Source organism: Streptomyces sp. NA04227, from assembly GCF_013364195.1.
Classification (GTDB): domain Bacteria; phylum Actinomycetota; class Actinomycetes; order Streptomycetales; family Streptomycetaceae; genus Streptomyces.
Map to the genome: position 1 here is coordinate 383327 of NZ_CP054918.1, position 25478 is coordinate 408804.

General features: G+C 71.7%; 26 protein-coding genes. 12 read left to right on the top strand and 14 right to left on the bottom strand.

Annotated elements, in window-relative coordinates; translation table 11 throughout:
• Positions 1-80 precede the first annotated feature (80 nt).
• The 4 genes from HUT18_RS01325 to phnE all read left to right on the top strand — a co-directional run bounded on the left by HUT18_RS01325 (position 81) and on the right by phnE (position 4082).
• Positions 81-1454: an alkaline phosphatase gene (locus tag HUT18_RS01325; RefSeq protein WP_217710454.1), complete on the top strand. Its 1374-nt coding sequence runs from the start codon at positions 81-83 to the stop codon at positions 1452-1454.
• A gap of 194 nt (positions 1455-1648) precedes the next feature.
• Entirely contained in the window at positions 1649-2551 is a 903-nt protein-coding gene (locus tag HUT18_RS01330; protein ID WP_176097020.1) for a phosphate/phosphite/phosphonate ABC transporter substrate-binding protein, read from the top strand.
• Positions 2551-3264 carry a phosphonate ABC transporter ATP-binding protein gene (locus HUT18_RS01335; protein WP_176097022.1) on the top strand — a complete coding sequence of 238 codons (714 nt, stop codon included), beginning with the start codon at positions 2551-2553 and terminating at the stop codon, positions 3262-3264. The genes HUT18_RS01330 and HUT18_RS01335 overlap by 1 nt, the downstream gene beginning before the upstream one ends.
• The gene (gene phnE, locus HUT18_RS01340; protein ID WP_176097023.1) at positions 3264-4082 is read left to right on the top strand and encodes a phosphonate ABC transporter, permease protein PhnE; all 819 of its coding nucleotides are present in this window, start codon (positions 3264-3266) and stop codon (positions 4080-4082) included. Before HUT18_RS01335 ends, phnE begins: the two co-directional genes overlap by 1 nt.
• A 385-nt stretch (positions 4083-4467) precedes the next feature.
• Here phnE and HUT18_RS01345 read toward each other — a convergent pair whose 3' ends face one another.
• The 5 genes from HUT18_RS01345 to HUT18_RS01365 form a co-directional block, all read right to left on the bottom strand.
• A complete protein-coding gene (locus HUT18_RS01345) occupies positions 4468-4902 on the bottom strand; it encodes a subtilase-type protease inhibitor (protein WP_176097025.1) in 435 nt (144 codons plus the stop codon).
• Between the two features lie 288 nt (positions 4903-5190).
• A complete protein-coding gene (locus HUT18_RS01350) occupies positions 5191-6429 on the bottom strand; it encodes an ROK family protein (RefSeq protein ID WP_176097027.1) in 1239 nt (412 codons plus the stop codon).
• Between the two features lie 62 nt (positions 6430-6491).
• A complete protein-coding gene (locus HUT18_RS01355) occupies positions 6492-7154 on the bottom strand; it encodes an alpha-ketoglutarate-dependent dioxygenase AlkB (RefSeq protein ID WP_176097029.1) in 663 nt (220 codons plus the stop codon).
• A 143-nt stretch (positions 7155-7297) separates the two neighbouring features.
• A complete protein-coding gene (locus HUT18_RS01360; RefSeq protein WP_176097030.1) occupies positions 7298-8155 on the bottom strand; it encodes a class II fructose-bisphosphate aldolase in 858 nt (285 codons plus the stop codon).
• A gap of 77 nt (positions 8156-8232) precedes the next feature.
• Positions 8233-9117 carry an SIS domain-containing protein gene (locus HUT18_RS01365; protein WP_176097032.1) on the bottom strand — a complete coding sequence of 295 codons (885 nt, stop codon included), beginning with the start codon at positions 9115-9117 and terminating at the stop codon, positions 8233-8235.
• Positions 9118-9264: 147 nt separating this feature from the next.
• Between HUT18_RS01365 and HUT18_RS01370 the strand changes: the two genes are divergently transcribed.
• Both HUT18_RS01370 and HUT18_RS01375 read left to right on the top strand, forming a co-directional pair.
• Positions 9265-10044, top strand: coding sequence for a DeoR/GlpR family DNA-binding transcription regulator (locus tag HUT18_RS01370; protein WP_176097033.1), 780 nt, complete (start codon positions 9265-9267; stop codon positions 10042-10044).
• 94 nt (positions 10045-10138) lie between these two features.
• Entirely contained in the window at positions 10139-10876 is a 738-nt protein-coding gene (locus tag HUT18_RS01375; protein WP_176097035.1) for a maleylpyruvate isomerase family mycothiol-dependent enzyme, read from the top strand.
• Positions 10877-11021: 145 nt separating this feature from the next.
• Here the strand turns inward: HUT18_RS01375 and HUT18_RS01380 are convergent, their stop codons facing one another.
• Both HUT18_RS01380 and HUT18_RS01385 read right to left on the bottom strand, forming a co-directional pair.
• Positions 11022-11597 (bottom strand): PadR family transcriptional regulator, encoded by a 576-nt coding sequence (locus HUT18_RS01380; RefSeq protein WP_254878378.1) that lies wholly within the window; start codon positions 11595-11597, stop codon positions 11022-11024.
• Positions 11598-11754: 157 nt separating this feature from the next.
• The gene (locus tag HUT18_RS01385; RefSeq protein ID WP_176097037.1) at positions 11755-12330 is read right to left on the bottom strand and encodes an ABATE domain-containing protein; all 576 of its coding nucleotides are present in this window, start codon (positions 12328-12330) and stop codon (positions 11755-11757) included.
• A 112-nt stretch (positions 12331-12442) separates the two neighbouring features.
• Between HUT18_RS01385 and HUT18_RS01390 the strand changes: the two genes are divergently transcribed.
• On the top strand, positions 12443-13606 hold the full coding sequence (locus HUT18_RS01390) for an epoxide hydrolase family protein (protein ID WP_176097039.1): 1164 nt from the start codon (positions 12443-12445) through the stop codon (positions 13604-13606).
• Between the two features lie 90 nt (positions 13607-13696).
• On the opposite strand, the gene HUT18_RS01395 is transcribed toward HUT18_RS01390, so the two are convergent.
• Positions 13697-14098, bottom strand: a complete 402-nt coding sequence (locus tag HUT18_RS01395) for a MarR family winged helix-turn-helix transcriptional regulator (RefSeq protein WP_176097041.1) — start codon at positions 14096-14098, stop codon at positions 13697-13699.
• Between the two features lie 87 nt (positions 14099-14185).
• Between HUT18_RS01395 and HUT18_RS01400 the strand changes: the two genes are divergently transcribed.
• Both HUT18_RS01400 and HUT18_RS01405 read left to right on the top strand, forming a co-directional pair.
• Complete coding sequence (locus HUT18_RS01400) at positions 14186-15670, top strand: MFS transporter (RefSeq protein ID WP_176097042.1); 1485 nt, start codon at positions 14186-14188, stop codon at positions 15668-15670.
• Positions 15671-15759: 89 nt separating this feature from the next.
• Complete coding sequence (locus HUT18_RS01405; RefSeq protein ID WP_176097044.1) at positions 15760-16032, top strand: DUF6332 family protein; 273 nt, start codon at positions 15760-15762, stop codon at positions 16030-16032.
• Here HUT18_RS01405 and HUT18_RS01410 read toward each other — a convergent pair.
• From HUT18_RS01410 to HUT18_RS01420, 3 genes are all read right to left on the bottom strand, one after another.
• Positions 15993-16658, bottom strand: a complete 666-nt coding sequence (locus tag HUT18_RS01410; RefSeq protein WP_176097046.1) for a response regulator transcription factor — start codon at positions 16656-16658, stop codon at positions 15993-15995. The two genes, HUT18_RS01405 and HUT18_RS01410, sit on opposite strands and share 40 nt — an antisense overlap.
• Positions 16655-17893, bottom strand: a complete 1239-nt coding sequence (locus HUT18_RS01415; protein ID WP_176097048.1) for a sensor histidine kinase — start codon at positions 17891-17893, stop codon at positions 16655-16657. Before HUT18_RS01415 ends, HUT18_RS01410 begins: the two co-directional genes overlap by 4 nt.
• A gap of 203 nt (positions 17894-18096) precedes the next feature.
• A complete protein-coding gene (locus HUT18_RS01420) occupies positions 18097-18789 on the bottom strand; it encodes a TetR/AcrR family transcriptional regulator (protein WP_176097049.1) in 693 nt (230 codons plus the stop codon).
• Between the two features lie 267 nt (positions 18790-19056).
• On the opposite strand from HUT18_RS01420, the gene HUT18_RS01425 reads away from it, so the two are divergent.
• Entirely contained in the window at positions 19057-19557 is a 501-nt protein-coding gene (locus HUT18_RS01425; protein WP_176097051.1) for a nitroreductase family deazaflavin-dependent oxidoreductase, read from the top strand.
• 15 nt (positions 19558-19572) lie between these two features.
• On the opposite strand, the gene HUT18_RS01430 is transcribed toward HUT18_RS01425, so the two are convergent.
• Positions 19573-20775: a geranylgeranyl reductase family protein gene (locus HUT18_RS01430; RefSeq protein ID WP_176104224.1), complete on the bottom strand. Its 1203-nt coding sequence runs from the start codon at positions 20773-20775 to the stop codon at positions 19573-19575.
• A gap of 256 nt (positions 20776-21031) precedes the next feature.
• Here HUT18_RS01430 and HUT18_RS01435 point away from each other — a divergent pair, with 256 nt between their 5' ends.
• A complete protein-coding gene (locus HUT18_RS01435; RefSeq protein WP_176097053.1) occupies positions 21032-22390 on the top strand; it encodes a dipeptidase in 1359 nt (452 codons plus the stop codon).
• Between the two features lie 86 nt (positions 22391-22476).
• Here HUT18_RS01435 and HUT18_RS01440 read toward each other — a convergent pair whose 3' ends face one another.
• Positions 22477-23502: an NUDIX domain-containing protein gene (locus tag HUT18_RS01440; RefSeq protein WP_176097055.1), complete on the bottom strand. Its 1026-nt coding sequence runs from the start codon at positions 23500-23502 to the stop codon at positions 22477-22479.
• Between the two features lie 295 nt (positions 23503-23797).
• On the opposite strand from HUT18_RS01440, the gene HUT18_RS01445 reads away from it, so the two are divergent.
• On the top strand, positions 23798-24199 hold the full coding sequence (locus tag HUT18_RS01445; protein WP_176097057.1) for an STAS domain-containing protein: 402 nt from the start codon (positions 23798-23800) through the stop codon (positions 24197-24199).
• A 287-nt stretch (positions 24200-24486) separates the two neighbouring features.
• Here the strand turns inward: HUT18_RS01445 and HUT18_RS01450 are convergent, their stop codons facing one another.
• The gene (locus HUT18_RS01450; RefSeq protein ID WP_176097058.1) at positions 24487-25440 is read right to left on the bottom strand and encodes an ROK family protein; all 954 of its coding nucleotides are present in this window, start codon (positions 25438-25440) and stop codon (positions 24487-24489) included.
• Positions 25441-25478: the final 38 nt, after the last annotated feature.

The window sequence follows — 25478 nt, forward strand, 5'->3', positions numbered from 1 at the left end:
TTATAGATACAACTCCTTGCCCGGGAGTCCAGTGGACTGCCACCTTTCTCCTGCAACCCGCCCTGGAGAAAGGACGAGAAGTGACCGAAGAGGGCATCAACAGACGTACGTTGCTGGCCGGTGGGGTCGCCGCGGCGCTGACCGCGACGGCCCCCGCGACCGCCGCCGCGGCCGAGGGCAGCGCCGCACCTGCAGCCCCCGAGCCCGCGGCCGGACCGCTGGTGGGACATGTCGACACCGGCACCGCACGGATCTGGGCCCGCCCCGGGCTCGACCCCACCCGGTACACCCGCTGGCGGTGCACCTACCGAACCGGCCAGGACAGTCCGCGCCGCATCACCACGGAGCTGTCCGCCGCGAACGACCACACCCTCCTCGCCGATCTGGACGGCCTGCGGCCCGACACCACCTACGAGTTCCGGCTCGAACCGCTGTCCAGCGCCCCCGGGTTCACGCCGCTGACCGGGTCGTTCACCACCTCCCCCGCACCGGAGCAGCCCGCCGTGGTCACCATGGGCATGGGCTCCTGCGCCCCCTCGGTCCCGGACCGGATCTGGACGCGGGTGCTGGACGAGGGCTGCGACAGCTTCGTCATGCTCGGCGACACCCCGTACGTGGACACCGGGGACCTGGCGGTGGCCCGGCGCAAGCACCGTGAGTTCCTGGTGCAGCCGGAGATCGCGCGCATGATCCGGACCATGCCGGTCTGGGCGACCTGGGACGACCACGACTTCGGCGGGAACGACCAGCACGGCGACTTCGGCGGCAAGGTGGCCACCCGTACCGCGTTCGTCGACCACCGGGCCAACGCCACCTTCGGGCACGGGGCCGACGGCAGCCCGCTCACCACGCGCGGGGAGGGAAACGGTATCTACACCTCCTTCCGTCGCGGGCCGTTGGAGGTCTTCCTCCTCGACCCCCGCTGGTTCAGCCGTACCGAGGCCAGTTGGGCCGACCCGGCCAAGCCGACCTGCCTCGGCCGGGTGCAGTGGGACTGGCTGCGCGAGCGGCTGCTCGCGAGCACGGCCCCGTTCAAAGCCCTGGCCACCGGGATGATCTGGGACGACAAGCAGAGCAGCGAGTCGGACGACTGGGGCACCTACGCCCACGAGAAGGAGGCGATCCTGGACTTCATCGCGGGGGAACGCATTCCCGGCTGCTTCCTGATCGGCGGCGACATCCACGTCTCGCGCGCCCTCGACTACGGCCCGCGGGTGGGCTACGACCTCTGGCAGTTCATCGTCAGCCCGATGCACGGCAGCACCATCCCGAGCCTCAACGTGCCGAGCCCCTACCTCAAGCACAGCGCCGTCGAGCCCCATGTCTTCCTGAAACTGGTCGCCGACACCACCGTGCCCGACCCCACGCTCACCGCGACCTGGATCAACCGCGACGGCACCCGGTTCTTCGAAGTGCGCCGCACCGCGACGCAGATGGGCCACCCCGCGCCCTGAGGTACCACCGCACGACCGGCAGATGAACAACGGGCTACTTGTACATACAGGATCTTGACCGGGTCGACGGCGCCTGACAGCGTTCACGTCGTCGGCCCGGCGAGGTTCCCCGACTCGGCGGTGCCCCTCCCCCGCGCCCTTCCCTCGCTCTCCCCGGCGCCTTCCTCTGCTCACTTCATCCTCCGGAGACACCCGTGTCCGTCCGACGCCCCGCCCTTGTCGGCACCCTCGTTGCCGCCCTCTTCCTGACCGCCTGCGGCGGCGACTCCGACAAGCCCGAGTCCGCCACCTGCCCCGGCGGCACGATCCGCTTCGGCGTCGAGCCGTTCGAGGACCCGGCCAAGCTCACTCCCGCCGCCGAGGTCCTGGCCGACGCCCTGGAGGAGAAGCTGGACTGCCCGGTCGAACTGACCATCACCGAGGACTACTCCTCCGAGGTCCTGGCCATGCAGAACGGCAAGCTGGACATCGCCATGTTCGGCCCTCTCGGCTACGTGTTCGCCAGTGAGCGGGCCAAGGCCGAGGCACTCGCCTCGTTCGGTGACCCCAAGGGCGAACTGTCCACCTACACGGCCGGGATCTGGGTGCCCAAGTCCTCGAAGGCGACCACGGTCGAACAGCTCCGGGGGCGTTCCCTCGCCCTGGCCTCGGTGGGCTCGACCTCGGGCGACGCGCTGCCCCGCCAGGCGCTCGCCGACGCGGACCTGAAGAAGGACGACGTCGAGCTCAGCTACGCGGGCGGCCACCCCGAGGCCCTGCTCGCCCTGGTCAACGGCACGGTCGACGCCGCCGAGATCAACTCGCAGCAGCTCGCCAGTGCCACCGAGGCCGGCACCTTCAAGCCGTCGAAGTTCCGCAAGATCTGGACCTCGAAGCCGATACCGAACGACCCCATCACCGTACGCGGCGACCACGAGCCCGCGTTCAAGAAGGCGGTGCGCGAGGCACTGCTCGGACTCCCGGCCGACAAGGTGGGCGAGATCGGCGCCCTGCTCGACGCGGACCCGCCCGCCCCGCTGGTCGCCGTGGACAAGTCGACGTACCAGCCCCTGTTCGACCTCGCCCGCACGCTCGGCCTGTCCGAAGAGGACGTCTGATGCTCGCACTGTCCGGCATCACCGTGTCCTACGGCGACCGCCGTGTGCTGCACGGCGTGGACGTCACCGTCGCCCGGGGCGAACTGCTCGCCGTGCTCGGCGCCAACGGCTGCGGGAAGTCGACCCTGCTGCGCGCCGCCGCCGGTCTGGAACCGGCCGCGCGCGGCGGTGTGCGCGTCGACGGCGAGCCCGCGGGTCCGCTCGACATCGCCATGATCTTCCAGCACATCCATCTGGTGCGGCGCCGCAGCGTCCTGGACAACGTCTGCGCGGGCGCCCTGGGACGGCTCGGGCTCGGGCAGTCACTGGTCCCCGCGCTGTTCCCGAAGGCACTGCGCGAGGAGGCCATGGCCTGCCTGGACCGGGTCGGCCTGGCCGACCGGGCGCACGAGCGCGCGGGCAGGCTCTCCGGCGGGCAGCAGCAGCGGGTGGCCGTCGCCCGCGCGCTGTGCCAGCGCCCCCGCGTGCTCCTCGCCGACGAACCCGTCTCCGCACTGGACCCCGCCGCCTCCGAGCACGTACTCGCCCTGCTCGCCGAACTCGCACACGACGAGCGGCTGGCCGTACTGGCCGTACTGCACCAGCCGTCCCTGGCCGCGCGCCACGCCGACCGCGTCGTCGGTCTGCGCGAGGGCAGGGTGGTGCTCGACGGGCAGCCCCGGCAGAACGTCGACGTGCTCTACCAACCGACTGTCGTAAAGGCGGCCTCGTGATGACCACCCTCGAAGACATCCGCCGTCTTCCCGTACCGCCGAAGCCCAGGCGCCCGCGGGCTCTTGCCGCGGGAGCGGCCCTGGCAGCCGTACTGGTCACCGCGCATGTGATCGCCTGGGACGCCACGGACATGTCACTGGACGCGCTCGCCGAGGGCCGGCGGGGCATGGCCGACTTCCTCGGCGAGGCCTTCCCGCCCGACCTGAGCTGGGAGGTGCTCCGCCCGAGCCTGAACGCCGCGTTGCAGACCCTGTGGATCGGACTGCTCGGCACCACACTCTCGGTGCCGCTCTCCCTCCTGCTGGCTTTGCTCGCGGCCCGGGGCACAGCACCCACCGCCGCCGTCTACCACGCGGCGCGTTCGCTGCTCTCGTTCCTGCGGGCCGTTCCCGACGTGGTGTTCGCGCTGGTCTTCGTCACCGCCGTGGGCCTTGGCCCGTTCCCCGGCGTACTGGCCCTGCTCTGCCACAACGTCGGCGTCATGGGCAAGCTCTGGGCGGAGGCCCTGGAGGACGCGGACCCGGGGCCGACGCAGGCGCTGCGCTCGGCGGGCGCGGGCCGGATCCAGATCGCGGCGCACGCTCTACTGCCCACGGTGACACCGCAGTTGACCGGTCTGCTGATGTACCGGCTGGACGTCAATGTGCGGTCGTCGCTGGTCCTCGGTCTGGTCGGCGCCGGGGGCATCGGCTTCCTGATCAACCAGTCCATCAAGCTGTTCCGGTTCGACGAGATGCTCACGCACATCCTGGTGGTGCTGGTCCTCATCGTGGCGGTGGACCGGCTGTCCGCCGCCGTCCGGCGGGTGCTCTCCTGACCCGCCCGGCCCTTCCCCACGCCGGGGGCCACCGGTTCTGCCGCACCCTCTGCTCACGGCAAGACGCGAAATCCCGGGCCCCCGGCACCTCATGGATGCGGATCACCCACTGCACATATACGTGGCAGCCGACGGGCGGTCTCCCGCCCGTCGGCCCCCCACGGCCGTGCCCGTACGGCCCTGCGCTCTCTCCTCTTCGTCCGACGGCCACTTCGTCGCCTGGCCTACGGCCCCGCACATACCCGGCTCTTGCCGGAGCGTCCCCACGCCACACGGTCCGATGCCGCCACACTTCTCCGCACACGGCGGGGACCGGACCGGTCGAGCGGGTGCCGGGGCCCGGCGACGGTCGGCCTCAGCCGGACACCGTCACGGGCACGGTCCCTCAGAAGGCGAAGACGGATCGCCCCTGAGAGTTCATGGCGCACTGGTTGGCGAAAGTGCGCTCGTATCCGATCCGGCGGCCCTCCCAGACACCGGACGCGGTCACCACCACCGGGTTGTAGCGCTTGTCGCAGATGCCGACCCCGGCACCGGTGAGGAGAGCGAAGTCCCCTTGCGCTTCCCGGAGTTCGGCGCACGCCGCGACAGGGTCGGGGTGCGTGCCGCGGGCCGTGGGCGCGCAGCTCAGGCTGACCGCGCGCTCGACGGTGGCCTCGGCCGCGCTCGCACCGTGACCGAGGGTCAGTACGAGTTCCGAGGGAGCGTAGAGGCTTGTGGCCTCCGGGGTGGGCGCGGCGGTCGCCGAGTTGCCCAGGGGTAGTGCAAGGGCTGCTGCCGCCAGCGAGATCGTCGCGGCCAGGCGCGCGGTCCTGTGCATGGAATGTTTCCTTCCGCAGATGCGGTACCGGATGTGGCGGCCGTGAGTCTGCCGTGTCCGGGCCGTGAATACATCTCACCCCCACAGGATTCGGGTGACGTTCCGTATTGAATCAGTGGCGTGAAGTAAGGAAACTGAATCTCCGTCAGCCGCTGCGGGCCTGTTCACCCGGGTCACGTACAGACCACTTGGCCGGAAGCATATGGATCAGCAATCGGCCGAAACTCGCCGTCGTCTCAGGCGTGTTCGCCTTGCAATCCCTTGCCACAGCAATGCATTGCCTGCGCTTCACTCCCCAGCGAGCGCGCCGAGCGGGTCATCGAGAACAGGTTGCCAGGCAAGTTCGGCCGCTCCGACCAGGCTGTTGTGTGCCAGCGTGCAGGCTTCGAGGGGCACACTGCCGCTGACGCCCCAGAGGCTGTGCTCGGCCACGGCCGCCCGCAGTCCGGCACCGTTCACGGCCAGCAGGGTGCGATGCAGTCCGCCGAGGATGATGCGGTCCGGGTTGAGGATGTTCACCAGGGCGGCAAGTCCCTTGCCGAGCGCGGATGTCAGGGCTTCGACGGCGGCTCGTACGGCGGGGTCCTCCGGCTCCTGTTCGAGCAGCCGGGCCGCCTCCTCGATCGGTGAGACGCCGGGCCCTGCCTCGCGTCCGGCCCACTCCAGGAAGGCGGCGGGGTCGGTCTGCGCCTCCAGACAGCCCCGGCTCCCGCAGTGGCAGGGCCGCCCGCCGGGCGCGACGATGATGTGCCCGACCTCCAGGGCGAGGCCCGAACTGCCCAGGTGCAGCCGCCCGTCGACCACCAGGGCCCCGCCGACCCCGCGGTGTCCGGTGGCCACGCAGAGCAGGTTCCCGGCGCCGCGTCCGGCCCCGTGCCGGTGCTCGGCGAGAGCGGCCAGGTTGATGTCGTTGGCCGTGAACACGGGTATCTCCAGGCCGACTTGGCGCACCGCCCGAGTGAACTCGGCGCGGACCGGCGCTCCCGCGGGCCAGTCCAGGTGCAGCGGGTTGAGCGCCTCCCCGCCGGGCTCGGCGACCGCGGACGGCACGGCCAAGCCCGCGCCGACGCACCGCCGCCCGCTCTCCTTGAGCAGCCGGGCGCCCGCGGCGACCACCTCGCCCAGGACGTCCGCGGGGTCGGCGCCGACCGTTCCGCAGCCGGGCCGGGTCGCCACGATCCGGCCACCGAGGCCCACCAGGGCGGCGCGGTACCCGTCGGCGTGCACCTGTGCGGCGAGCACCACCGGGCCGTCGTCGGCGAGTTCGAGCCGGTGCGAGGGGCGCCCCTGGGCACCTGCGGCCACCGGCCGGGCGTCGACGCGGATGAGTCCGAGGGCCTCCAGTTCGGCGGCGACCGCTCCCGCGGTGGCCCGGGTGACACCGAGCCGGGAGGTGAGCACCGCCCGGGTGGGGGCGCGCCCGGTGTGCAGGAGTTCCAGTGCGGGCCCCAGTGCGCCGCGGCCGCGCTCCAGCCGGGTACGGCCGGGCTTCGTACCGCGTTCCCCGCCCGTCGCCTTGCCGTTCATGGGGCGAGTCTCGCACGGGCGTGAGGGCCGGGTGATCACTGCCCCGGGCCCGACGAGCGCGCTCAGTGGCCGGTGGGAGGCAGGCCGCTGACGCGCAGGGTGAGGTTGAGGCGGCCGGTGAGGCCGAGTCCCGGCGGACCACTGTGCGCCTTCACACGCGGGACGCCGTGATACGCGAGCCGGGCGGGCCCGCCGAAGACGAACAAGTCGCCGCTGCGCAGGTCGACGTCCCGGTAGGGCTGGCCGCGGTCGTCCGTGTTGCCGAACCGGAAGACACAGGTGTCCCCCAGGCTGAGCGAGACGACCGGGGCCGCGGACTCTTCCTCGGCGTCCCGGTGCATGCCCATCCGGGCGCCCTCTGCATAGAAGTTAATCAGTGCGACGTCGTACGGCTCGGGCGCGGTGCCGGGACCGAAGGCCTCCCGCAGGGCGTCGTTGGCGAGCTCCTTCAGCCAGCCGGGGAAGGGCTTCACCGGTGCCCCGTCACCGTCCACGGCGGTGTCCGTGTACCGGTACGGGAGCCAGTGGTGACCCAGGCACACCTGGCGGGCGCTCATCGTGCCGCCGCCGGGCACCTTGACGCTGCGCAGTCCGGCGGGCGGCCGTGACCAGGCCCGGCAGGATTCGAGGAGTTCCCGCTGTCGGTCGTACGGCAGCCAGTCGGGGACGTGCACCGCGCCGGGTGCGATCTCGGCACGGGCCCGGGCGAACAGTTCACCGTTCATCCCCTCAGGCCCCTCCGTCCCGCAGTCCTGCTGTCCGGCCGCCCCGGCGACCCTCGGTCCCTTCCATCCTGACACCGACACCGGGGCCGGGCACGATGGTGTGCCCGGCCCCGGTGCGGCCTTGGACCAGGTCCGGTGCGGTGTCAGGCGGCGGGCCGCAGCACCGCGATGATCTCGCCGACGGTGCGGGCCATGGCCTCGCGTCCGACGCTGAGGTACTTGCGGGAGTCGACCGCCTCGGGGTTGGCGGCCAGGTAGCTGCGGATCGCGTTGGTCATGGCGATGTTCAGCGCGGTGCCGACGTTGACCTTCGAGATGCCGCCCCGGACCGCTCTGGCCAGTTCCTCGTCCGGCACCCCGGAGGAGCCGTGCAGCACCAGCGGCAGCTCCAGGGAGGTGGCGAGCGCGCCGAGGAGCTGGTGGTCGAGTGCGGCGGTGCGGGTGGTCATCGCGTGCGAGCTGCCGATGGCGACGGCCAGCGCGTCGACGCCCGTCCCCGCGACATAGGCACCGGCCTCCTCGGGCTCGGTGCGCGCGCCGGGGGCGTGCGCGTCCAGCGGCGCGGCGCCGTCCTTCCCGCCGACCTCGCCGAGTTCCGCCTCCACCCACAGCCCGTTGGCGTGGCCCCAGTCGGCGGCGGCACGGGTCGCGGCGAGGTTCTCCTCGTACGAAAGCCGGGCGGCGTCGTACATGACCGAGCTGAAGCCCGCGTCGGCGGCCTGGCGCAGCAGGTCGTCGCTCTGGACGTGGTCCAGGTGCAGGGCGACCGGCACCGAGGAGCCCTCGGCGGCGGCCGCGGCGGCGCGGGCGAGCGGCAGCAGGCGGCCGTAGCGGTAGCGGACGGCGTTCTCGCTGATCTGCAGGATGACCGGGGCCTCGGCGCTCTCGGCGCCCGCGACGACGGCCTCGATGTGTTCCAGGGTGATGACGTTGAACGCCGCGACGGCGCCGTGGGCGGCGGCGGCCTCGGCGACCAGCGTGCCAGTGGCTGCGAGGGGCACGGCCCCTCCTTTCGGTTCCGGGTGGTGCGGTCTTCGGGTCGTGCGGTCTTCGGCGGTGCTTCGGGCGGGAGCCGGACTCAGGCGGAGGGGAGGATGACCGAGCGCGTCAGGTGGCGGGGGACGTCCGGGTCCAGGCCGCGGGCCTCGGCGACCGCCACGGCCAGCCGCTGGGCTCGGACGAGTTCGGCCAGCGGGTCGAGGGTGCCGTTCACCCAGCGGGCGCCGGTGCCGCGTACCTGCTCGGCGAGACCTTCGGGGGCCTCGCCGATCATCCAGGTGGCGGTGCCGCTGGTGGTGACGCTGATCGGGCCGTGGCGGTACTCCATGGCCGGGTAGGCCTCGGTCCACGACAGCGAGGCCTCGCGCATCTTCAGCGCGGCCTCGTTGGCCAGGCCCACCGTCCAGCCGCGGCCGAGGAAGGTGAACTGCCTGCTCTCCACGAGCCCTTCGGGCAGCGGCTCGGCGAGCGCGGTGCGCGCGTCGGCGACGGCCGCGTCGGTGTGCAGGCCGAGGTGGGCGCGGAGCAGGGTCAGCGCCGTGGTGGCGAACCGCGTCTGCACCACGGACTGCTCGTCGGCGAAGTCCAGGACGACCACGTCGTCGGCGGCGGTCATCACCGGGGTGGCCGGGTCGGCGGTGATCGCGACGGTACGGACCTTGCCGCTCAGCTCGCCGAGCAGGCCGAGCACCTCGGTGGTGGTGCCGGAGCGGGTCAGCGCGATCACCCGGTCGTAGGCCCGGCCCGAGGGGAACTCGGAGGCGGCGAAGGCGTCCGTCTCGCCCTCACCGGCCTGTTCCCGCAGGGCGGCGAAGGCCTGGCCCATGAACCACGAGGTGCCGCACCCGACGATCGCGACCCGCTCGCCCGGGGCGGGCAGTACGTCCCGGTGACCGGCGGCGAGCTCCGCCGCACGGGTCCAGTTCTCGGGCTGGCTGTTCAGCTCGTTCTGCACGTGGCTCATCTTTGGGTTCCCCACTCCTATCAATGCTTGTTTCTGCAAAATATAGCGCTGTTTCAAGCAAAAGGAAGCATCCAGCGTCAGACTGGATAGGCTCGGCTCCTCACTTCTCTCCTCACCCGGGAGAAGGACAACGGAAACGGAGACTCGATGTCGCGCGATGCCCGCTGGAAGGCCCTCCTCGAGCTCCTGGTCGAGCGCGGGCGCCTCGACGTGGAGGAGGCGGCAGGCGAGCTGGAGGTCTCGGCGGCCACCATCCGGCGCGACTTCGACCAGCTCGCCGAGCAGCAGATGCTGGTGCGCACACGCGGCGGCGCGGTCGTCCACGGCGTCTCGTACGAGCTGCCGCTGCGCTACAAGACCGCCCGCAACGCCTCCGAGAAGCAGCGCATCGCCAAGGCGGTGGCCGATCTCGTCGAACCCGGCGAGGCGGTGGGACTGACCGGCGGCACCACCAGCACCGAGGTCGCCCGCTGCCTTGCCGTACGGCCGGATCTCTCCTCCGGCACCCCCGCGCTCACCGTGGTGACCAACGCGCTCAACATCGCCAACGAACTCGCGGTACGCCCGCAGTTCAAAATCGTTGTCACCGGCGGCGTCGCCCGCGCGCAGTCGTACGAGCTGACGGGTCCGCTCGCCGACGGGGTGCTGAGCCAGATCACGATGGACATCGCGGTACTGGGCGTCGTCGGACTCGACCCCGAGCACGGCGCCACGGCGGACGACGAGGCGGAGGCCGCGATCAACCGGCTGCTGTGCGAGCGCGCCTCGCGCGTCGTGGTCGCCGCCGACTCCAGCAAGCTGGGCAAGCGCGCCTTCGCCCGGATCTGCGGCGCGGACCGGGTGGACACCCTGGTCACGGACACCGCCGCGGACCCCGCGACGACCGCCCGCTTCGAGGAGGCGGGCATCCGCGTCGTCACGGTCTGAGCCCGCATCAGGCCCCGGCACGGGCCACCGCGTGGACGCGGGAACCGCCGGAGCCGCCGGACACACGCGCACCGGCTCCGGCACAATCACGGGCATGGAGATCGCCGAGTACACCGCGGTTCTCGACCGCGAGGGACTGCTGCTCGCCCAGGCCGCCGAGGAGGCGGGTACCGACACCAAGGTGCCCACCTGCCCCGGCTGGCAGGTCCGTGATCTGCTGCGGCACACCGGAACCGTGCACCGCTGGGCGACCCGGTTCGTCGCCGAGGCGCTGCCGGACTTCCACCCGGGCCGCGACGAGCCCGCGCTCAACGGCCCCGAACTCCTGGACTGGTTCCGGGAAGGCCATCGCATCCTGGTCGACACCCTGTGGGCGGCGCCGCCGGACGTGGAGTGCTGGAGCTTTTTGCCCGCGCCCTCACCGCTCGCCTTCTGGGCCCGTCGCCAGGCACACGAGACGACGGTGCACCGCCTGGACGCACAGTCGGCGCTCGGCGGCACCCCGAGCCCGGTCGACGGCGGCTTCGCGGCGGACGGCATCGGCGAACTGCTCACCGGTTTCCACGCGCGCTCGCGCAGCAGCGTGCGCACCGACCGGCCGCGCACCTTGCGGGTCCGCGTCACCGATCAGCCGGTGTCCTGGACCCTGCGGCTGTCCGAGGGGCCCCCGGTCGCCGAACGGGACGCCGACGGCGAGGTGGACTGCGAACTCTCCGGCCCCGCTGCCCGGTTGTACCTGGCCCTGTGGAACCGCGTCCCCTTCCCGCAGATCACCGGGGACGCCTCGCTCGCGGCCCTGTGGCGCGAGACCTCCGCGATCACCTGGGGCTGAGGTCCCCGGTCCGCGGACTCGGCTGCGACGCCGTCGCCGGGCACGGGACCCTGCGGGCCGGGCACGGACCGGCGCCACGAACACGGGCCGGGCACGGACCCGGCGCCACGAGCACGGACCGGGCGCGGCAGCCACGGACCTGCGCTCAGGCCTCCCGGCCCGAGGCGGCTGCCCTGCTCTCCAGTCTGCGCAGCGCGCTCTCGCCCCAGCGAAGGTTCTCGCGCTCGAAGGACATGCCGCGCAGCAAGGTGAGGAACGGGCCGATCCGCTCGGCCCCGGCGAAGTACTCGTCCTCCGTGCGGCCCGCCAGCAGGCGCTCGCGCAGCCGCTCGTAGCGCGCGAGCTTCGCGGTGGACCATTCCATGCTCTCCGCGATGGCCCGGCGTACGGCCTCGATGTCACCCACGTCCGCGCACTGCACCTTGACCAGCAGTTCGTCCCGGATCGCCGTCGGTTTGCCGAGCGGCTGGGCCACGTAGGCGCGGACGGCCGCCAGCCCGGCCTCGGTGAGCGAGAACAGCCGCTTGTTGGGCCGGCGTTCCTGCTCCACGACCCGCGCGGCGATGAGACCCTCGCGCTCCATGCGCTCCAGCTCGCGGTAGAGCTGCTGCGGTGTGGCCATCCAGAAGTTGGCGACCGAGGCGTCGAAACCCTTCGCGAGGTCGTACCCGGACGCCTCGCCCTCAAGGAGTGCGGCCATCACCGCGTTACGCAATGCCACCGCGGCAAACTAGCACGCGCTTGATCAGTCAACGATGCGAGCAGGTACGGCGGAGGGCGGTGCCCGGACCGGACGCGACGCCCTGCTCACCCCTCACCTGAAACGACAGAGGTGTCGCGGATGTGGGGCCCACCCGGATGTGCACCGAGGGCGACAACTACTTCGCCGGTCCAGGATTCTTGCGCTGGTTGGCATGGAAGCGCGCCTTCTTCTCGCGATTCCCGCACGTGTTCATCTCGCACCATCTACGAGTGCGGCTTCGACTGGTGTCGAAGAAGGCGGCCTGGCAGGTCGGCGATGCGCACAGGGCCAGTCTTCCGTCTCGTTCGCCCGCGATGACGCTGATCGCGTCGGCGGCGATCACGCCCAGGGCATCTTCCACGCAGGAAGCCGAGCTGAGCTGCCATCGCCGATTGCCCTCGGGTGTCAGGACGGCCGCGGCCCGACCCTGAGCACTGAAGTCGTTGATGACGTGGACAGCGGAAACGGGGAGCGGGTCCCGGATCGCGGCCGCTGTCGCGGCGGCGTGAATCGATTCCCTCAGTTCCCGGGCGAGTTCGAGCTGGGCGGTAGTGCAGGACTCCACGGCGAGGTCGTACACCGCCAGCCAGTCGACGAGTCGCTGCGGCGTGGGGATGCGTTCCACAGCGTCGCCGCGACGCTCCGTCAGAGTCCCCGTGAAGCTGGTCGCCAGCACGCTACCGAGACGGAATTCGGGGAACCGAGCAGTCATGGAACCACCTTAGCCGGTTGCGCACCGGCATCGGGACGCGCTAGAACCGCCCTAGCCGGTTCGCGGCCGGATCGCCGCCGGACTGCCCGTTCCACGACGACCAGGAGGTCCCATGCCCAGCGACGTGCAAGCATTTGAGGTCCGCGCAACCGACGCCGAACTCGACGATCTGCGCGCGCGATTGGCCGCGGCGCGGCTACCGGAAGCCGAGACGGTTCATGGCGCGGCGCCCGGCCCCGGTCGATGGGAACAGGGCGTTCCTCTCGCCGACCTCGTCGATGTCGTGGACTACTGGCGCACCGGGTACGACTGGCGGTCGTTCGAAGCGCGCCTCAACCGGATCGGCCAGTTCCGTACGACCATCGACGATCTGGGAATCCACTTCCTGCACCGCCGATCCGCACGGGCGGATGCCACTCCTCTGATCCTGACGCACGGCTGGCCGGGCAGCATCGCCGAGTTCATCGACGTAGTGGACGAACTGGCGGATCCGAAGGACGCGGACGCACCGGCGTTCCACGTCGTGGTCCCGTCGTTGCCCGGCTTTGGCTACAGCGACAAACCGGCCACCACCGGGTGGGGCATCGAAAAGATCGCGGCCGCATGGGTGGAGCTGATGGGAAGGCTCGGCTACGGGAGGTTCGTAGCCCACGGCGGCGACTGGGGAGGGGTGATCACCACGGTCCTCGGCGGCAGGTTCCCGGCGCACGTCCTCGGCATCCACACCACGTTCGCGGAGGCACCGCCCGGGTTGCCCATGGACGGACTGACGGCGACCGAGCGCGAATGGGCCGAGGACACCCGCGATTTCTGGCGCCACCGCGCGGCGTACGCGAAGCAGCAGGCGACCCGGCCGCAGACCATCGGCTACTCGCTCGTCGACTCACCGGTCGGGCTTCTCGCCTGGATCCTCGACAAGTTCGCCGAGTGGACGGATACCGAGGACAGCCCGTTCGAGACGATCTCCAGGGACCGCATTCTCGACGACGTCACCCTGTACTGGCTGACGCGGACCGGAGCGTCGTCGGCCCGCATCTACTACGAGAGCCACAAGTCGCTCGATCCCGAACTCCGGGTCGATGTCCCGTCGGCGATCAGCATGTACCCGCGCGACATCGAGAAGTGCCCACGCGCCTGGGCGCAGGAGCGGTACCGACAGATCGTCCGGTGGAGGTCGCCCGAGTCCGGGGGCCATTTCCCGTCGCTGGAGGTTCCCGAGTACTTCGTCAAGGACCTTCGAGAAGGCCTCGCGGCAGTGCTGGCCGCCCATCGGTGAACACTGGCTGAGCCTGAGCCCGGATCCACCGGCTGTTGCTCCGGCACTTCGGGGCGGACTACGCGGACCCGTCAACCAGTGGATCCGGGCTCAGCTCTCGACCCCGTCCAACATCCTTGCCAGTACGGCGCGTTGGAGCGGCAGGACCTTCACGTACAGCGCGTGCCCCTTGCCCGTGAGCTGCACCCGGACGCCGCGCCGGTCCTCGGGACACATGGTGCGTTCGACGAGGCCGTCCTTCTCCAGACGGCCGACGAGACGCGAGAGCGCGCTCTGGCTCAGATGCACCCGCTCCGCGATCTCCTGCACCCTAAAGACACCGGTCCCGCCCTCGGAGGTCTCCCCGGCGAGTACGTCGAGGACCTCGAAGTCGCTTGCGCCGAGGCCGTGTTGGTGCAGCTCGCGGTCGAGATGGCACATCGTGCGGGCGTGCACCGCGAGGATGCCCCGCCACCGATCCACGAGCGTGCGCTCGGCATTCTTCGCCGCCATGGCTCGCACCGTAGCAGAAATCCGCTTTTCTTGCACTCGCATTAATTGCGCTTGCATTCGATGCACACGCATGTAACTGTTCTGCCCATGACCTCTCCGCTCAACTCCTCCCCGACCCAGGAGCGTTGGACGCCGCGTCTGTGGGGGACGCTCCTCGTCCTGTGCGCCGCGATGTTCCTGGATGCCCTCGACGTCTCGATGGTCGGTGTGGCACTGCCGTCCATCGGCTCCGAGCTCGACCTGTCCACCTCCACCCTCCAGTGGATCGTCAGCGGCTACATCCTCGGCTACGGCGGCCTGCTGCTGCTCGGTGGCCGCGCGGCCGACCTGCTCGGCCGGCGCCGGGTCTTCCTGATCGCGCTCGGCGTCTTCGCCGTGGCCTCGCTGCTCGGCGGGCTCGTGGACTCCGGCGCCCTGCTCATCGCGAGCCGGTTCATCAAGGGCCTCAGCGCCGCCTTCACCGCACCGGCGGGCCTGTCGATCATCACCACGACCTTCGCCGAGGGGCCGGTACGCAACCGCGCCCTGTCGATCTACACGACCTGCGCCGCCACCGGCTTCTCGATGGGCCTGGTCCTCTCCGGCCTGCTGACCGAGGCCAGTTGGCGCCTCACCATGCTGCTGCCCGCGCCGATCGCGGTGCTCGCCCTGGTCGCCGGCATCAAGCTCATCCCGCGCAGCCCCCGGGAAGAGACCCGCGGCGGATACGACGTCCCCGGCGCCGTCACCGGCACCGCGTCCATGCTGCTGCTCGTCTTCACCGTGGTGCAGGCGCCGGAGGTCGGCTGGACCTCGGCACGCACCCTGCTCTCCTTCCTCGCCGTCGTCGTCCTGCTGACCCTGTTCGTCGTCATCGAGCAGCGCAGCGCGAGCCCGCTGGTCCGCCTCGGTGTGCTGCGCTCGGGCAGCCAACTGCGGGCCCAGGTCGGCGCGATGACCTTCTTCGGCTCGTACGTCGGCTTCCAGTTCCTGGTCACCCAGTACATGCAGGACCTGCTCGGCTGGTCGGCCATGCAGACCGCGCTCGCCTTCCTGCCCGCCGGTGCGCTGGTCGCCCTCTCCGCCACCACCATGGGCTCGGTCATCGACCGCTTCGGCACCCCGCGCCTGATCGTCATCGGCTTCGCGGCGCTCGTCCTGTCCTACGCGCTGTTCCTGCGGGCCGACCTCAGCCCGACGTACGCCGTGGTGGTCCTGCCCTCGATGCTGCTGCTCGGCGCCGCCTGCGCGCTGGTCTTCCCCTCGCTCAACGTCCAGGCCACCAACGGCGTCGAGGACCACGAACAGGGCATGGTCTCGGGCCTGTTGAACACCTCGATCCAGGTGGGCGGCGCGATCTTCCTGGCCGTCGTGACCGCCGTGGTCACCGCCAACAGCAAGGAACACGCCACGCCCGAACAGGTTCTGGACAGCTTCCGTCCGGGCCTGCTCGTCGTCACCCTGGTCGCCGCCGCCGGACTCCTGCTCTCGCTGCCCGGACTGCGCACCCGCCGCGGCGGACCGTCCCTGGTCGTGGCCCGTTCCCAGGCCGAGGAGCCGGTCAAGGCCAAGGCCGGAGCCGTACGCGACTGAGCCCGGCCCACGCCCAACGGCGCCCCGTGGACCGTCACTTGAGAGGTGGCGACCTTGTCCACGGGGCGCCGTTCGGTGAGACTTGCCGTATGAGCGGACGGAGCCCGGCCGAACGGGAAACGATCAGGGTCGGGATCGGCTACGCGCTGTTCAGTGGGACGGTCGCCGCGGTGCTCGTCTACGCGGCGGTGGCCGGTGCGGTCCTCGTCTTCTCGATGCCCGCCATGGTCGAACGCCTGATGCTGCTCGGCGCCGCCGCGCTCGGCGCCGCGACCTTCGCACTGCGGGTCGCCTTCGTCCTGATGGGCCTGCGCAGCCGGGGTCAGCCCAGCCAGCCGGGCCGGACCAACCCCGACTCGTAGGCCAGCACCACGAGTTGGGCGCGATCGCGCGCCCCGAGCTTCACCATGGTCCGGCTGACATGCGTCTTGGCGGTCAGCGGGCTGACCACCAGACGGCGGGCGATCTCCTCGTTGGACAGGCCAATGCCCACCAGCGCCATCACCTCGCGCTCCCGCTCGGTGAGCGCCGCCAGCGACTCGGAGACCGCGGGCTCCTTGGAACGGGCCGCGAACTCCGCGATGAGGCGCCGGGTCACCCCGGGCGAGAGCAGCGCGTCGCCGTCCGTCACGGCCCGTACCGCGCGCAGCAGTTCCTCCGGTTCGGTGTCCTTGACCAGGAAGCCGGAGGCCCCGGCGCGGATCGCCTCGAAGACGTACTCGTCCAGCTCGAAGGTGGTCAGCATGACCACCCGCACCTCGGCGAGCGCCGGGTCCCGGGTGATCCGCCGGGTGGCGGCGAGCCCGTCGAGCAGCGGCATCCGGATGTCCATCAGGACCACGTCGGGCCGCAGTCGGGACACCAGGGTCACGGCCTCCTCGCCGTCGGCGGCCTCCCCCGCCACCTCGATGTCCGCCTGGGCGTCGAGCAGTGCCCGGAAGCCTGCCCTGACAAGCAGTTGGTCGTCGGCGAGCACGACGCGGATCAACGGTCCTCCCGGAAGGGCAGTACGGCACTCACACTGAATCCCCCGTCCTCGCGGGGGGCGGCCTCGATCGTGCCACCGAGCGCGGCGGCACGCTCCCGCATTCCGGCAAGGCCGTTGCCGCTGCCACCGGCCGGTGCGCCGGTGGCGGGCCCGTCGTCGTCGATCCGCAGCCGCAGCACCGCGGGCTCGTGACACAGATGCACCCGGGCCGTTCGCGAACCGGAGTGGCGCACCACGTTGGTGAGGGCCTCCTGGACGATGCGGAAGGCCGCGAGATCGGCGCCCGGCGGCAGCGCGACCGGGTCGCCCTCCGCGGTGACCTCCACGGTGAGTCCGACGCCCGCCGCCTGCTCGACCAGTTCGGGGAGCCGGGCCAGACCCGGCGCGGGGGCGCGCGGCACGTCCCCCGGCGTACGCAGGTTGTCGAGCACCTGGCGGACCTCGCCGAGCGCCTCCTTGCTGGCCGACTTGATGGCGGTGAGCGCCGACCTGGCCTGCTCGGGATCCGAGTCAAGCAGGGCGAGACCGACTCCGGCCTGCACATTGATCACGGAGATGCTGTGGGCGAGCACATCGTGCAACTCCCGTGCGATACGCAGCCGTTCCTCGTCCGCGCGGCGCCTGGCGGCCTGCTCGCGTTCCCGGCGTTCGCGGCGCCACTGCTCCCGTTTGACCCGTGCCAGTTCGGACAGTGCCACCACGGCGGCGGCCCAGGCGGCGACGCCGATCTCCTGACTCCAGGGCGCCGGGCCGTCGTCCGGCGGCAGCCAGCGGTACAGCCAGTGCGCCACCAGGAGATGTCCGGCCCACAGCATGCCGAGCGCCGACCAGGCCGCCTTGCGGTGCCCGGTGACGACCGCGCTGAAGCAGCCCAGCGCCACCGTGAGGAACACCGGCCCGTACGGGTAGCCCGCGCTCAGGTAGACCAGCGCGGTGCCCGCCGTCACGAAGGCCACCAAAACCGGATGCCGTCGCCGCCACAGCAACGAGACCGTGCCGCCCGCGAGCAGCAGCCGCGCGAAGACGTCCAGCGATTCACGGTCGGGCTGGCCCTTCGCCGCGAATCCGGAGCCGATCATGACGAACCCGGTGATCAGCAGGGTGGAGAGCCAGGGCAGCCGGGTTCCGTCCTCCTCGCCGAGACCGCCGGGCCCGGGCCACCGGTCGGGAAGGCGCCGCCAGGGCGGTGCCTGGCGGCGGAGGATGCCGCGGATGCCGGTGGGCTGCTGTTCCATGTCGGCCACGCTAAGCGCCGCGGCCCGTCCCCGGCGTCAGCCGGGCGTGGTGATCACGGCTACTCCTCACGGAGTAGGCCGCTCGGGCCGCGGTCTGCGGGGGGCGCCCGTCGTACGGGTCCGCTCGGGGCGGGTGCGGGCGTCGCGAAGGTCCGCGCGCAAAGGGCCCTTCGTACGACCCGGACGGTGGGACAGCCCCGGCGTCAGACCCCTGTCAGCCCGACGGACCCGGCGAGCGAGGCGGCGCACTGGGCGAAGAACCTCTCCCGGTCCTCGACGATGCGGTTGAACTGGCCGAACAGCTCGAAGCCGACCAGGCCGAACAGCTGCGCCCAGGCGGCGACGAGGGCGAGGCACACCTCGGGCGGCAGGCCGGGGGCCAGATCCGCCGCCAACCGTTCCGCCTCGGGACGCGCGTCGTCCGACAGTGCCGGGAGACGCAGCCGCTCCGCGTGCCAGGCGTCCCGGGTCACGTCGATCAACAGCCTGCCCACCCGGGCGGCCGCGGGGACGGTGGTCTGCGGGGCGGCGTAACCGGGCACGGGCGAGCCGTAGATCAGCGCGTACTCGTGCGGATGCGCGAGGGCCCAGGTCCGTACCGCCTCGCACACGGTGGTCCAGCGCACCACATACGCGTCGCCCGGCACCTGTGCGTGCGCCCCTTCGGCCGCCGCCCCGAGCGAGTCGTACGCGTCGATGATGAGCGCCGTCAGCAGCTCGTCCCGGCTGGGGAAGTAGCGGTAGAGCGCCGAGGAGACCATGCCGAGCTCCCGGGCCACCGAGCGCAGTGAGAGCCGCTGGGCTCCCTCGACGGCGAGCTGGCGCCGCGCCTCGTCCTTGATGGCCGCGGTGATCTCGGCCCGGGCCCGCGCCCGGACGCCCTGTGGGGTGCTCATGACCCGGCAGTCTCCCATACGTCCGGAAGCACTGCACACAGACGAGAGCAGGGGAACACGAAGAGAGCGCCAGACCGAAACAAGAGCGCTGGACCGAAAAGAGAGCACCGCTCTTGCATTCGCGCGCCACCTCCCCCATGCTGGAACCCAGAACGAGAGCACTGCTCTCGCCTCACGGTTCACATCCCGCCGTACACGCACACCGTTCACACCGCAGCGCTCTCACCTCAGCGCTCTCACCTCAGCAGCCGCACACGGAGGCCCGCCATGTCCGCCGAGTCCACCACTTCCCGTACCTCTCCCGGCTCCCCTTCTTCCACGTACTACAGAGCCCCCGGCCGTACGACAGCCGCGTTCAACCGGCTCGTCGGCTGGCTGGCCCGGCGCGGGCTGAGCCTTCAGGGGTCGGCCGAGCTCTCGGTCCGCGGGCGCAAGAGCGGGCAGCCGCAGCGGCTGCCGGTCAACCCGCTCCCGTTCCGGGGCGAGGAGTACCTGGTGTCGGCGCGCGGCACCTCGCAGTGGGTGCGCAACATGCGGGCGGCGGGCGGCGGCGAGCTCCGACTCGGCCGCCGGGTACGGGAGTTCACGGCGACGGAGGTGCCCGACGCCGAGAAGCCGGAGATCCTGCGCGTCTACCTGAAGCGGTGGGGCTGGGAGGTGGGCGAGTTCTTCCGCGGGGTGACCGCCGAGTCGTCCGATGCCACGCTGCTCGCCGCCGCACCGGACCACCCGGTCTTCAGGATCACCGTCAAGGACGCCCCGCGGTGAACGGGGCGCCCGGGCTCAGCCGTCCAGCCGCGAAAGGACCCGGTGCGCCACCGGATGCGTACGGACGATCTCGGCGAGGGTCGTCGAACCGCGGGTGATGCGGGCGAAGGCCTTCCAGGCGGGGCGGAAGCCGGTGATCGCCGCGTGCAGCATGCCGGGCCTGCGCTCGAAGGCCTTCAGGATGCGGCTGCCGACACCCATCTCCACGCCGAGTCCCGCCTTCACCGCGAAGGCGTAGTTCAGCGCCTGGCGGCGGGCGTCCACGGCGTCCTGCGCCTCTGCGATCCGCACCGCCCACTCCCCCGCGAGCCTCCCGGAGCGCAGTGCGAAGGAGATGCCCTCGCGGGTCCACGGCTCCAGCATGCCCGCGGCGTCGCCGCACACCAACACCCGGCCGCGGGACAGCGGGGAGTCGTCGCTGCGGCAGCGGGTCAGATGGCCGGAGGAGATCTCCGGTTCGAATCCGGCGAGCCCGAGGCGGGCGACGAAGTCCTCCAAGTACCGCTTGGTGGCCTCGCCTTCACCGCGTGCGGAGATCACGCCCACGGTCAGTGTGTCGCCCTTGGGGAAGACCCAGCCGTAACTGCCGGGCAGGGGGCCCCAGTCGATCTGCACCCGGCCCGCCCAGTCCTCCGCCACCGTCGGCGGCACCGGGATCTCGGCCTCCAGGCCGAGGTCCACCTGGCCGAGCTTCACGCCGACATGAGCACCTATCCGGCTGGCGCTGCCGTCGGCGCCGACCACCGAACGGGCCAGGAGGGTCTCGCCGCCCTGGAGGACGACGGCCACCGTGCGGCGGTCGGGGACCTCGGGGCCGTGCTGCTCGACCCGGGAGACGGTCACACCGGTGCGCAGTTCGGCACCGGCCTTCTGCGCGTGCTCCACCAGCGCGTGGTCGAACTCCCGCCGGTCCACGAGCCCGAACAGCATCTGCTTCGAGCGCCGGGTGCGCGCGAACTTGCCGTCCAGCGAGAAGGTCACCGCGTGCACCCGGTCGCGCAGCGGCAGTTCGAAGCCCGGCGGCAGTGCGTCGCGCGAGGGTCCGATGATGCCGCCGCCGCAGGTCTTGTAGCGCGGCAGCGAGGCCTTCTCAAGGAGCAGGACACTGCGGCCCGCGACCGCGGCGGCGTACGCCGCCGAGGCTCCCGCGGGACCGGCTCCGACCACGACCACGTCCCAGGTCTCACGCACGTCGTCGGCTGGGTTCTCGCTGCTCACGCTGGTCTCCGCTCCCCACTCACGTGTCTGGCGCATGTTTCACGGGCATCCTACGGCGGGCCCGTTCGAAACCACCGTGGGAGGATCGGCGAGGTCTTCGCCACGCACACAAGGCACCGACGAAGCCCGCACAAGCCGTCGCAGGACGTACACAGACGTCCCTCGCGATTGCCACGGCCGTGCTGCCGAGGCTCTCGGGCCCCGGCCGCGGCGGCCGTACACAGATGACAACGCCTCACCGATCAGGAGCGTGCCCATGCCGAGCCACCATCTCGCCGAGACCGTCGCCACACTGATGCCGCGGGCCAAAGCGGAACTGACACAACTGGTGGCCTTCAAGTCGGTGGCGGACTTCACGCAGTTCCCGCGCAGTGAGAGCGAACGCGCCGCCCGCTGGGTCGCCGACGCCCTGTACGCGGAGGGTTTCCAGGACGTCGCGATCCTCGACACCCCGGACGGCACCCAGTCCGTGTACGGCCTGCTGCCCGGCCCCGAGGGCGCGCCGACGGTACTGCTCTACGCGCACTACGACGTGCAGCCGCCGCTGGACGAGTCGGCGTGGACCACCCCGCCCTTCGAACTCACCGAGCGGGACGGCCGCTGGTACGGGCGCGGCTCGGCGGACTGCAAGGGCGGCCTCGTCATGCACCTCACCGCCCTGCGCGCGCTGAAGGCGCACGGCGGCGTGCCCGTCACGGTGAAGCTGATCGTCGAGGGCTCCGAGGAACAGGGCACCGGGGGCCTGCAGGCCTACGCCGAGCAGCACCCCGAACTCCTGGCCGCCGACACCGTTCTCATCGGCGACGCGGGCAACTTCCGCGTCGGCCTGCCCACCGTGACCGCCACGCTGCGCGGGATGACCCTGGTCCGCGTCGAGATCGAGACCCTGCGCGGCAATCTGCACTCCGGCCAGTTCGGCGGCGCGGCCCCGGACGCGCTCGCCGCCCTGATCCGCGTACTGGACTCGCTGCGCGCCGAGGACGGAACGACCACGGTCGACGGGCTGACCGCGGGTTCCGCGTGGGACGGACTCACCTACGAGGAGGGCGACTTCCGCGAGGACGCCCAAGTGCTCGACGGGGTCGGCCTCATCGGCTCGGGGCCGCTCGCCGAACGCCTCTGGTCCCGCCCCGCGGTGACCGTGCTCGGCATCGACTGCCCGCCGGTCCTCGGCGCCACCCCGTCCGTCCACGCACGGGCCGCCGCGCTGGTGAGCCTGCGGGTACCGCCCGGCACCGACGCCACCGAGGCGAACAAGCTGCTGCTCGCCCACCTGGAGGCGCACACCCCTTGGGGCGCCCGCGTCCGCACCGAACAGGTCGGCCAGGGCCAGGCGTTCGACGCCGACCTCTCGGGACCCGCGTACACCGCGATGGCGCGGGCGATGCGGGAGGCCTACGAGGGCCAGGAAATGCAGGTCGCCGGTCACGGCGGCTCGATCCCGCTGTGCAACACCCTCGCCGGGCTCTACCCGGAGGCGGAGATCCTGCTCATCGGCCTCAGCGAGCCCTCGGCGCGGATCCACGCCGTCGACGAGAGCGTCTCGCCCGAGGAGTTGGAGCGCCTGTCCGTGGCCGAGGCCCTCTTCCTGCGGGACTACGCGGGCCGGGACTGAACGGTCCGCGCCGGGCAGCCGCGCCGCTTCGTACGGCGCGGCTGCCCGGTGCGGCCCCGGCCGACCGGGACTGTCCCGATCGGGACTCAGCCGACCGGGACGCCGCCCTCCAGGTACATCGCACAGCCGCGCTCACGGGCCCGCAGCGCCCATCTGAGCCGGGTGAACCGCACCGGCGGCAGCAGCCGTTCCGCCTCGGCCTCCGTGACGAAGCGCCAGTCGCGCAACTCGCCGCCGGGCAGGGTCAGTTGCTGCCCCTCGTCCACCTTGCCGCCGTCGAACAGCAGGCGAAGACCGCCGTGCCCGGGCGGGGCGGGCCACTCCCAGTCGACGACGAGCAGCCGCGGCGGGGCACCGAGGACGAGCCCGGTTTCCTCGGTGACCTCGCGCATCCCGGCCCTGGCCGGGGGCTCCCCCTTCTCGACCACACCGCCGGGGAACTCCCAGCCCGCCTTGTAGGTCGGGTCGACGAGCAGCACCCGCTCGTGCGCGTCGAACAGCAGCACCCCGGAGGCCAGGGTCTGCCCGCGCGGTTCGGGGGTCTGCACGATGTCGCTCACCGGGGCCTCGTCCGCCGTCACCGCCTCGGCGATACGGACGGCGGTCTCGTACGGGGTGAGGGTGCCGTTGTCGATCACATACGCGTCCTCGGCGAGCCAGGTGGCCAGCGCGGAACGGAAGTGCCGCGGGTCCCGCTCGGCCGCACACGGGAGGCGGCTCTCGTCCGCACAGGTGGCGAGTGCGCGTTCGGCACGCGCACGCAGGATCGTTTCCGCCGGGGCCAGCACCAGGTGCCGCACCTCGATCCGACGGGCCGCGAGGGAGCCGAACAACTCGTCGCGGTGCTCTTGGCGCAGCACGCTCAGCGGGACGATGAGCACACCGCCGACCTCCGCGTGCAGGGCCGCGATCGCCTCCACGGTCAGCCGCCGCCAGAGGGAGAGGTCACCGATCCGGTCGGCCTCGGCCAGCCGCCGGGAAGGAGCCATCCTGACCAGGGCGGCGTGGATCGCGCCGGGGTCGAACAGCGTGCTCTCCGGGAGCAGTTCACTCAATTCACGCGCCGCGGACGTCTTCCCGGCGCCGTACGCGCCGTTGATCCAGACGATCACGGTTCCCCCTCTGCTGTTGACCCCCTGTGGCTTGCCCGCAACTCCGCTCCTCGAAAACCCGTACGGCACCTGGTGGGAACCCGAGTATGCCCCGTGAACGTCAACCAGTACGCCGGGGTTTCACACCATCGGGTGGCGCTCGGCACCGGGAAACGCGCACTGGCTCCACGGGGTGCGGCGCCTCCCCTAGCGTGACCGGCAAAACGGCACCACCCAGCGATCCGTCCCGACGACACCAGGCGCCGTTCGGTGCCGCCCACCACCGATCGGCGGGCGGCCGGCATGGGGGAGAGGCATGCAGCAGGGGGATCAACTCGTCCTCGTGGCCGAGGACTCGGGAGAAACACCGCGCGTCTACCGCCGGGGCGACTTCACCGTGGTCGAACTTCACGGCGAGGTCGACATCCTCGCCTGCCATCACGTGACACCGCTGCTCGACTCCCTGACCAGCGGGCCCGGTCCTGCCCTGGTCGTGGATCTGCGCGGTACCGAGTTCTGCGACTGCTCGGGCCTCGGGCTGCTCGCCCGCGCCCACCGCCGGGCCAGGGAACGCGGGGGCCGGGTCGGCCTTGTCTGCACCCGGCCCCTCCAGCTCCGGATAATCGCGCTGACGGGACTCGACCAGGCCCTGACGCCCGCCGCCACGGTCGAGGAGGCAATGGCCACGGCCAACGCCCCGTCGAAAGAGGGCAGTTGACCGGACGGCCTCGCCGACTCCCGTGCGGTGGGCTTGCCAACTCCCGTATGACAGGCCGTATGTCCCGGCATTGGAGCACCAACGCCCATATGGCAGGCCGTACTTCACGCAGGCCGGACGAGGACGCACCTCGCGCAGCGGCCACGTCTCTTACAGCCAGCCGTACTTCCTACCCTGCACGCCCAACTCCGGCCCCGGCTCCCGTAGTTCTCACACGGTCCGACGTACGCGCATCCTGAGTTCTCACACGGGTCCTACGTACGCGCATCCTGTGACCGGCCCGGGGCTCAGCCGATCACGCTGGGCTCGCGGGGTGCGCCGCCCAGTGCCGCCGCGGCCGCGCCGACCAGTCCGGCGTCGGTGCCCATCCGGGCCGGTACGACGGCCAGGCCGCTGACGAAGGAGAGCGTGGCGTAGTCCGCGAGGGCCGCCCGCAGCGGGGCGAACAGCACCTCGCCCGACTTGGCCACTCCCCCGCCGATCACCACGATGTCGATCTCCACGAGCGTCGCGGTGGCGGCGATGCCGGCGGCGAGCGCGCGTGCCGCGCGGACGAAGGAGGCCGTCGCGACCGGGTCACCGGTGCGCGCGGAGGCGGCCACCGCGGCCGCGGTGGTCTCGCCGTCCGGGCCGGGACGCCAGCCGTTCGCCAGGGCCCGGCGGGCGATGTTGGGACCGCTCGCGATGCGCTCCACACAGCCGCGGGCGCCGCAGGGGCACGGGTCGCCGTCCAGGTCGACGCTGATGTGCCCGATGTGACCGGCGTTTCCGGTGGGGCCGGGATGCAGCGCTCCGCCGAGGACCAGACCGCCACCGACACCGGTAGAGACCACCATGCACAAGGCGTTGTCGTGCCCCTGCGCGGCGCCCTGCCAGTGCTCCGCGGCCGCGATGGCCACCCCGTCGCCCACCAGCTCGACGGGCCGCGCGCCCGCGATCCGCCGTACGCCGCTCACCAGCGGAAACTCACGCCATCCCGGGATGTTGACGGGACTGACGGTCCCGGCCGAGGCGTCGACCGGGCCCGCGCTGCCGATGCCCACCGCGCGCACCGCGGACCAGTGCGCGGACGCCGCCAGCTCGCCGAGCACCGCGTCGACCGCCCCCATGACGGCCTCGCCGCTCTCCCGCGCCGGGGTCGGCCGCTGCGCGCGCAGCAGTATCCGGCCACTGCTGTCGACGAGCGCTCCGGCGATCTTGGTCCCGCCGATGTCCAGCGCGGCGACGAGGTCGGTGTGCATCAGTGTCGGTTCTCCCCGAGGAAAAAGAGCAGGCCCTG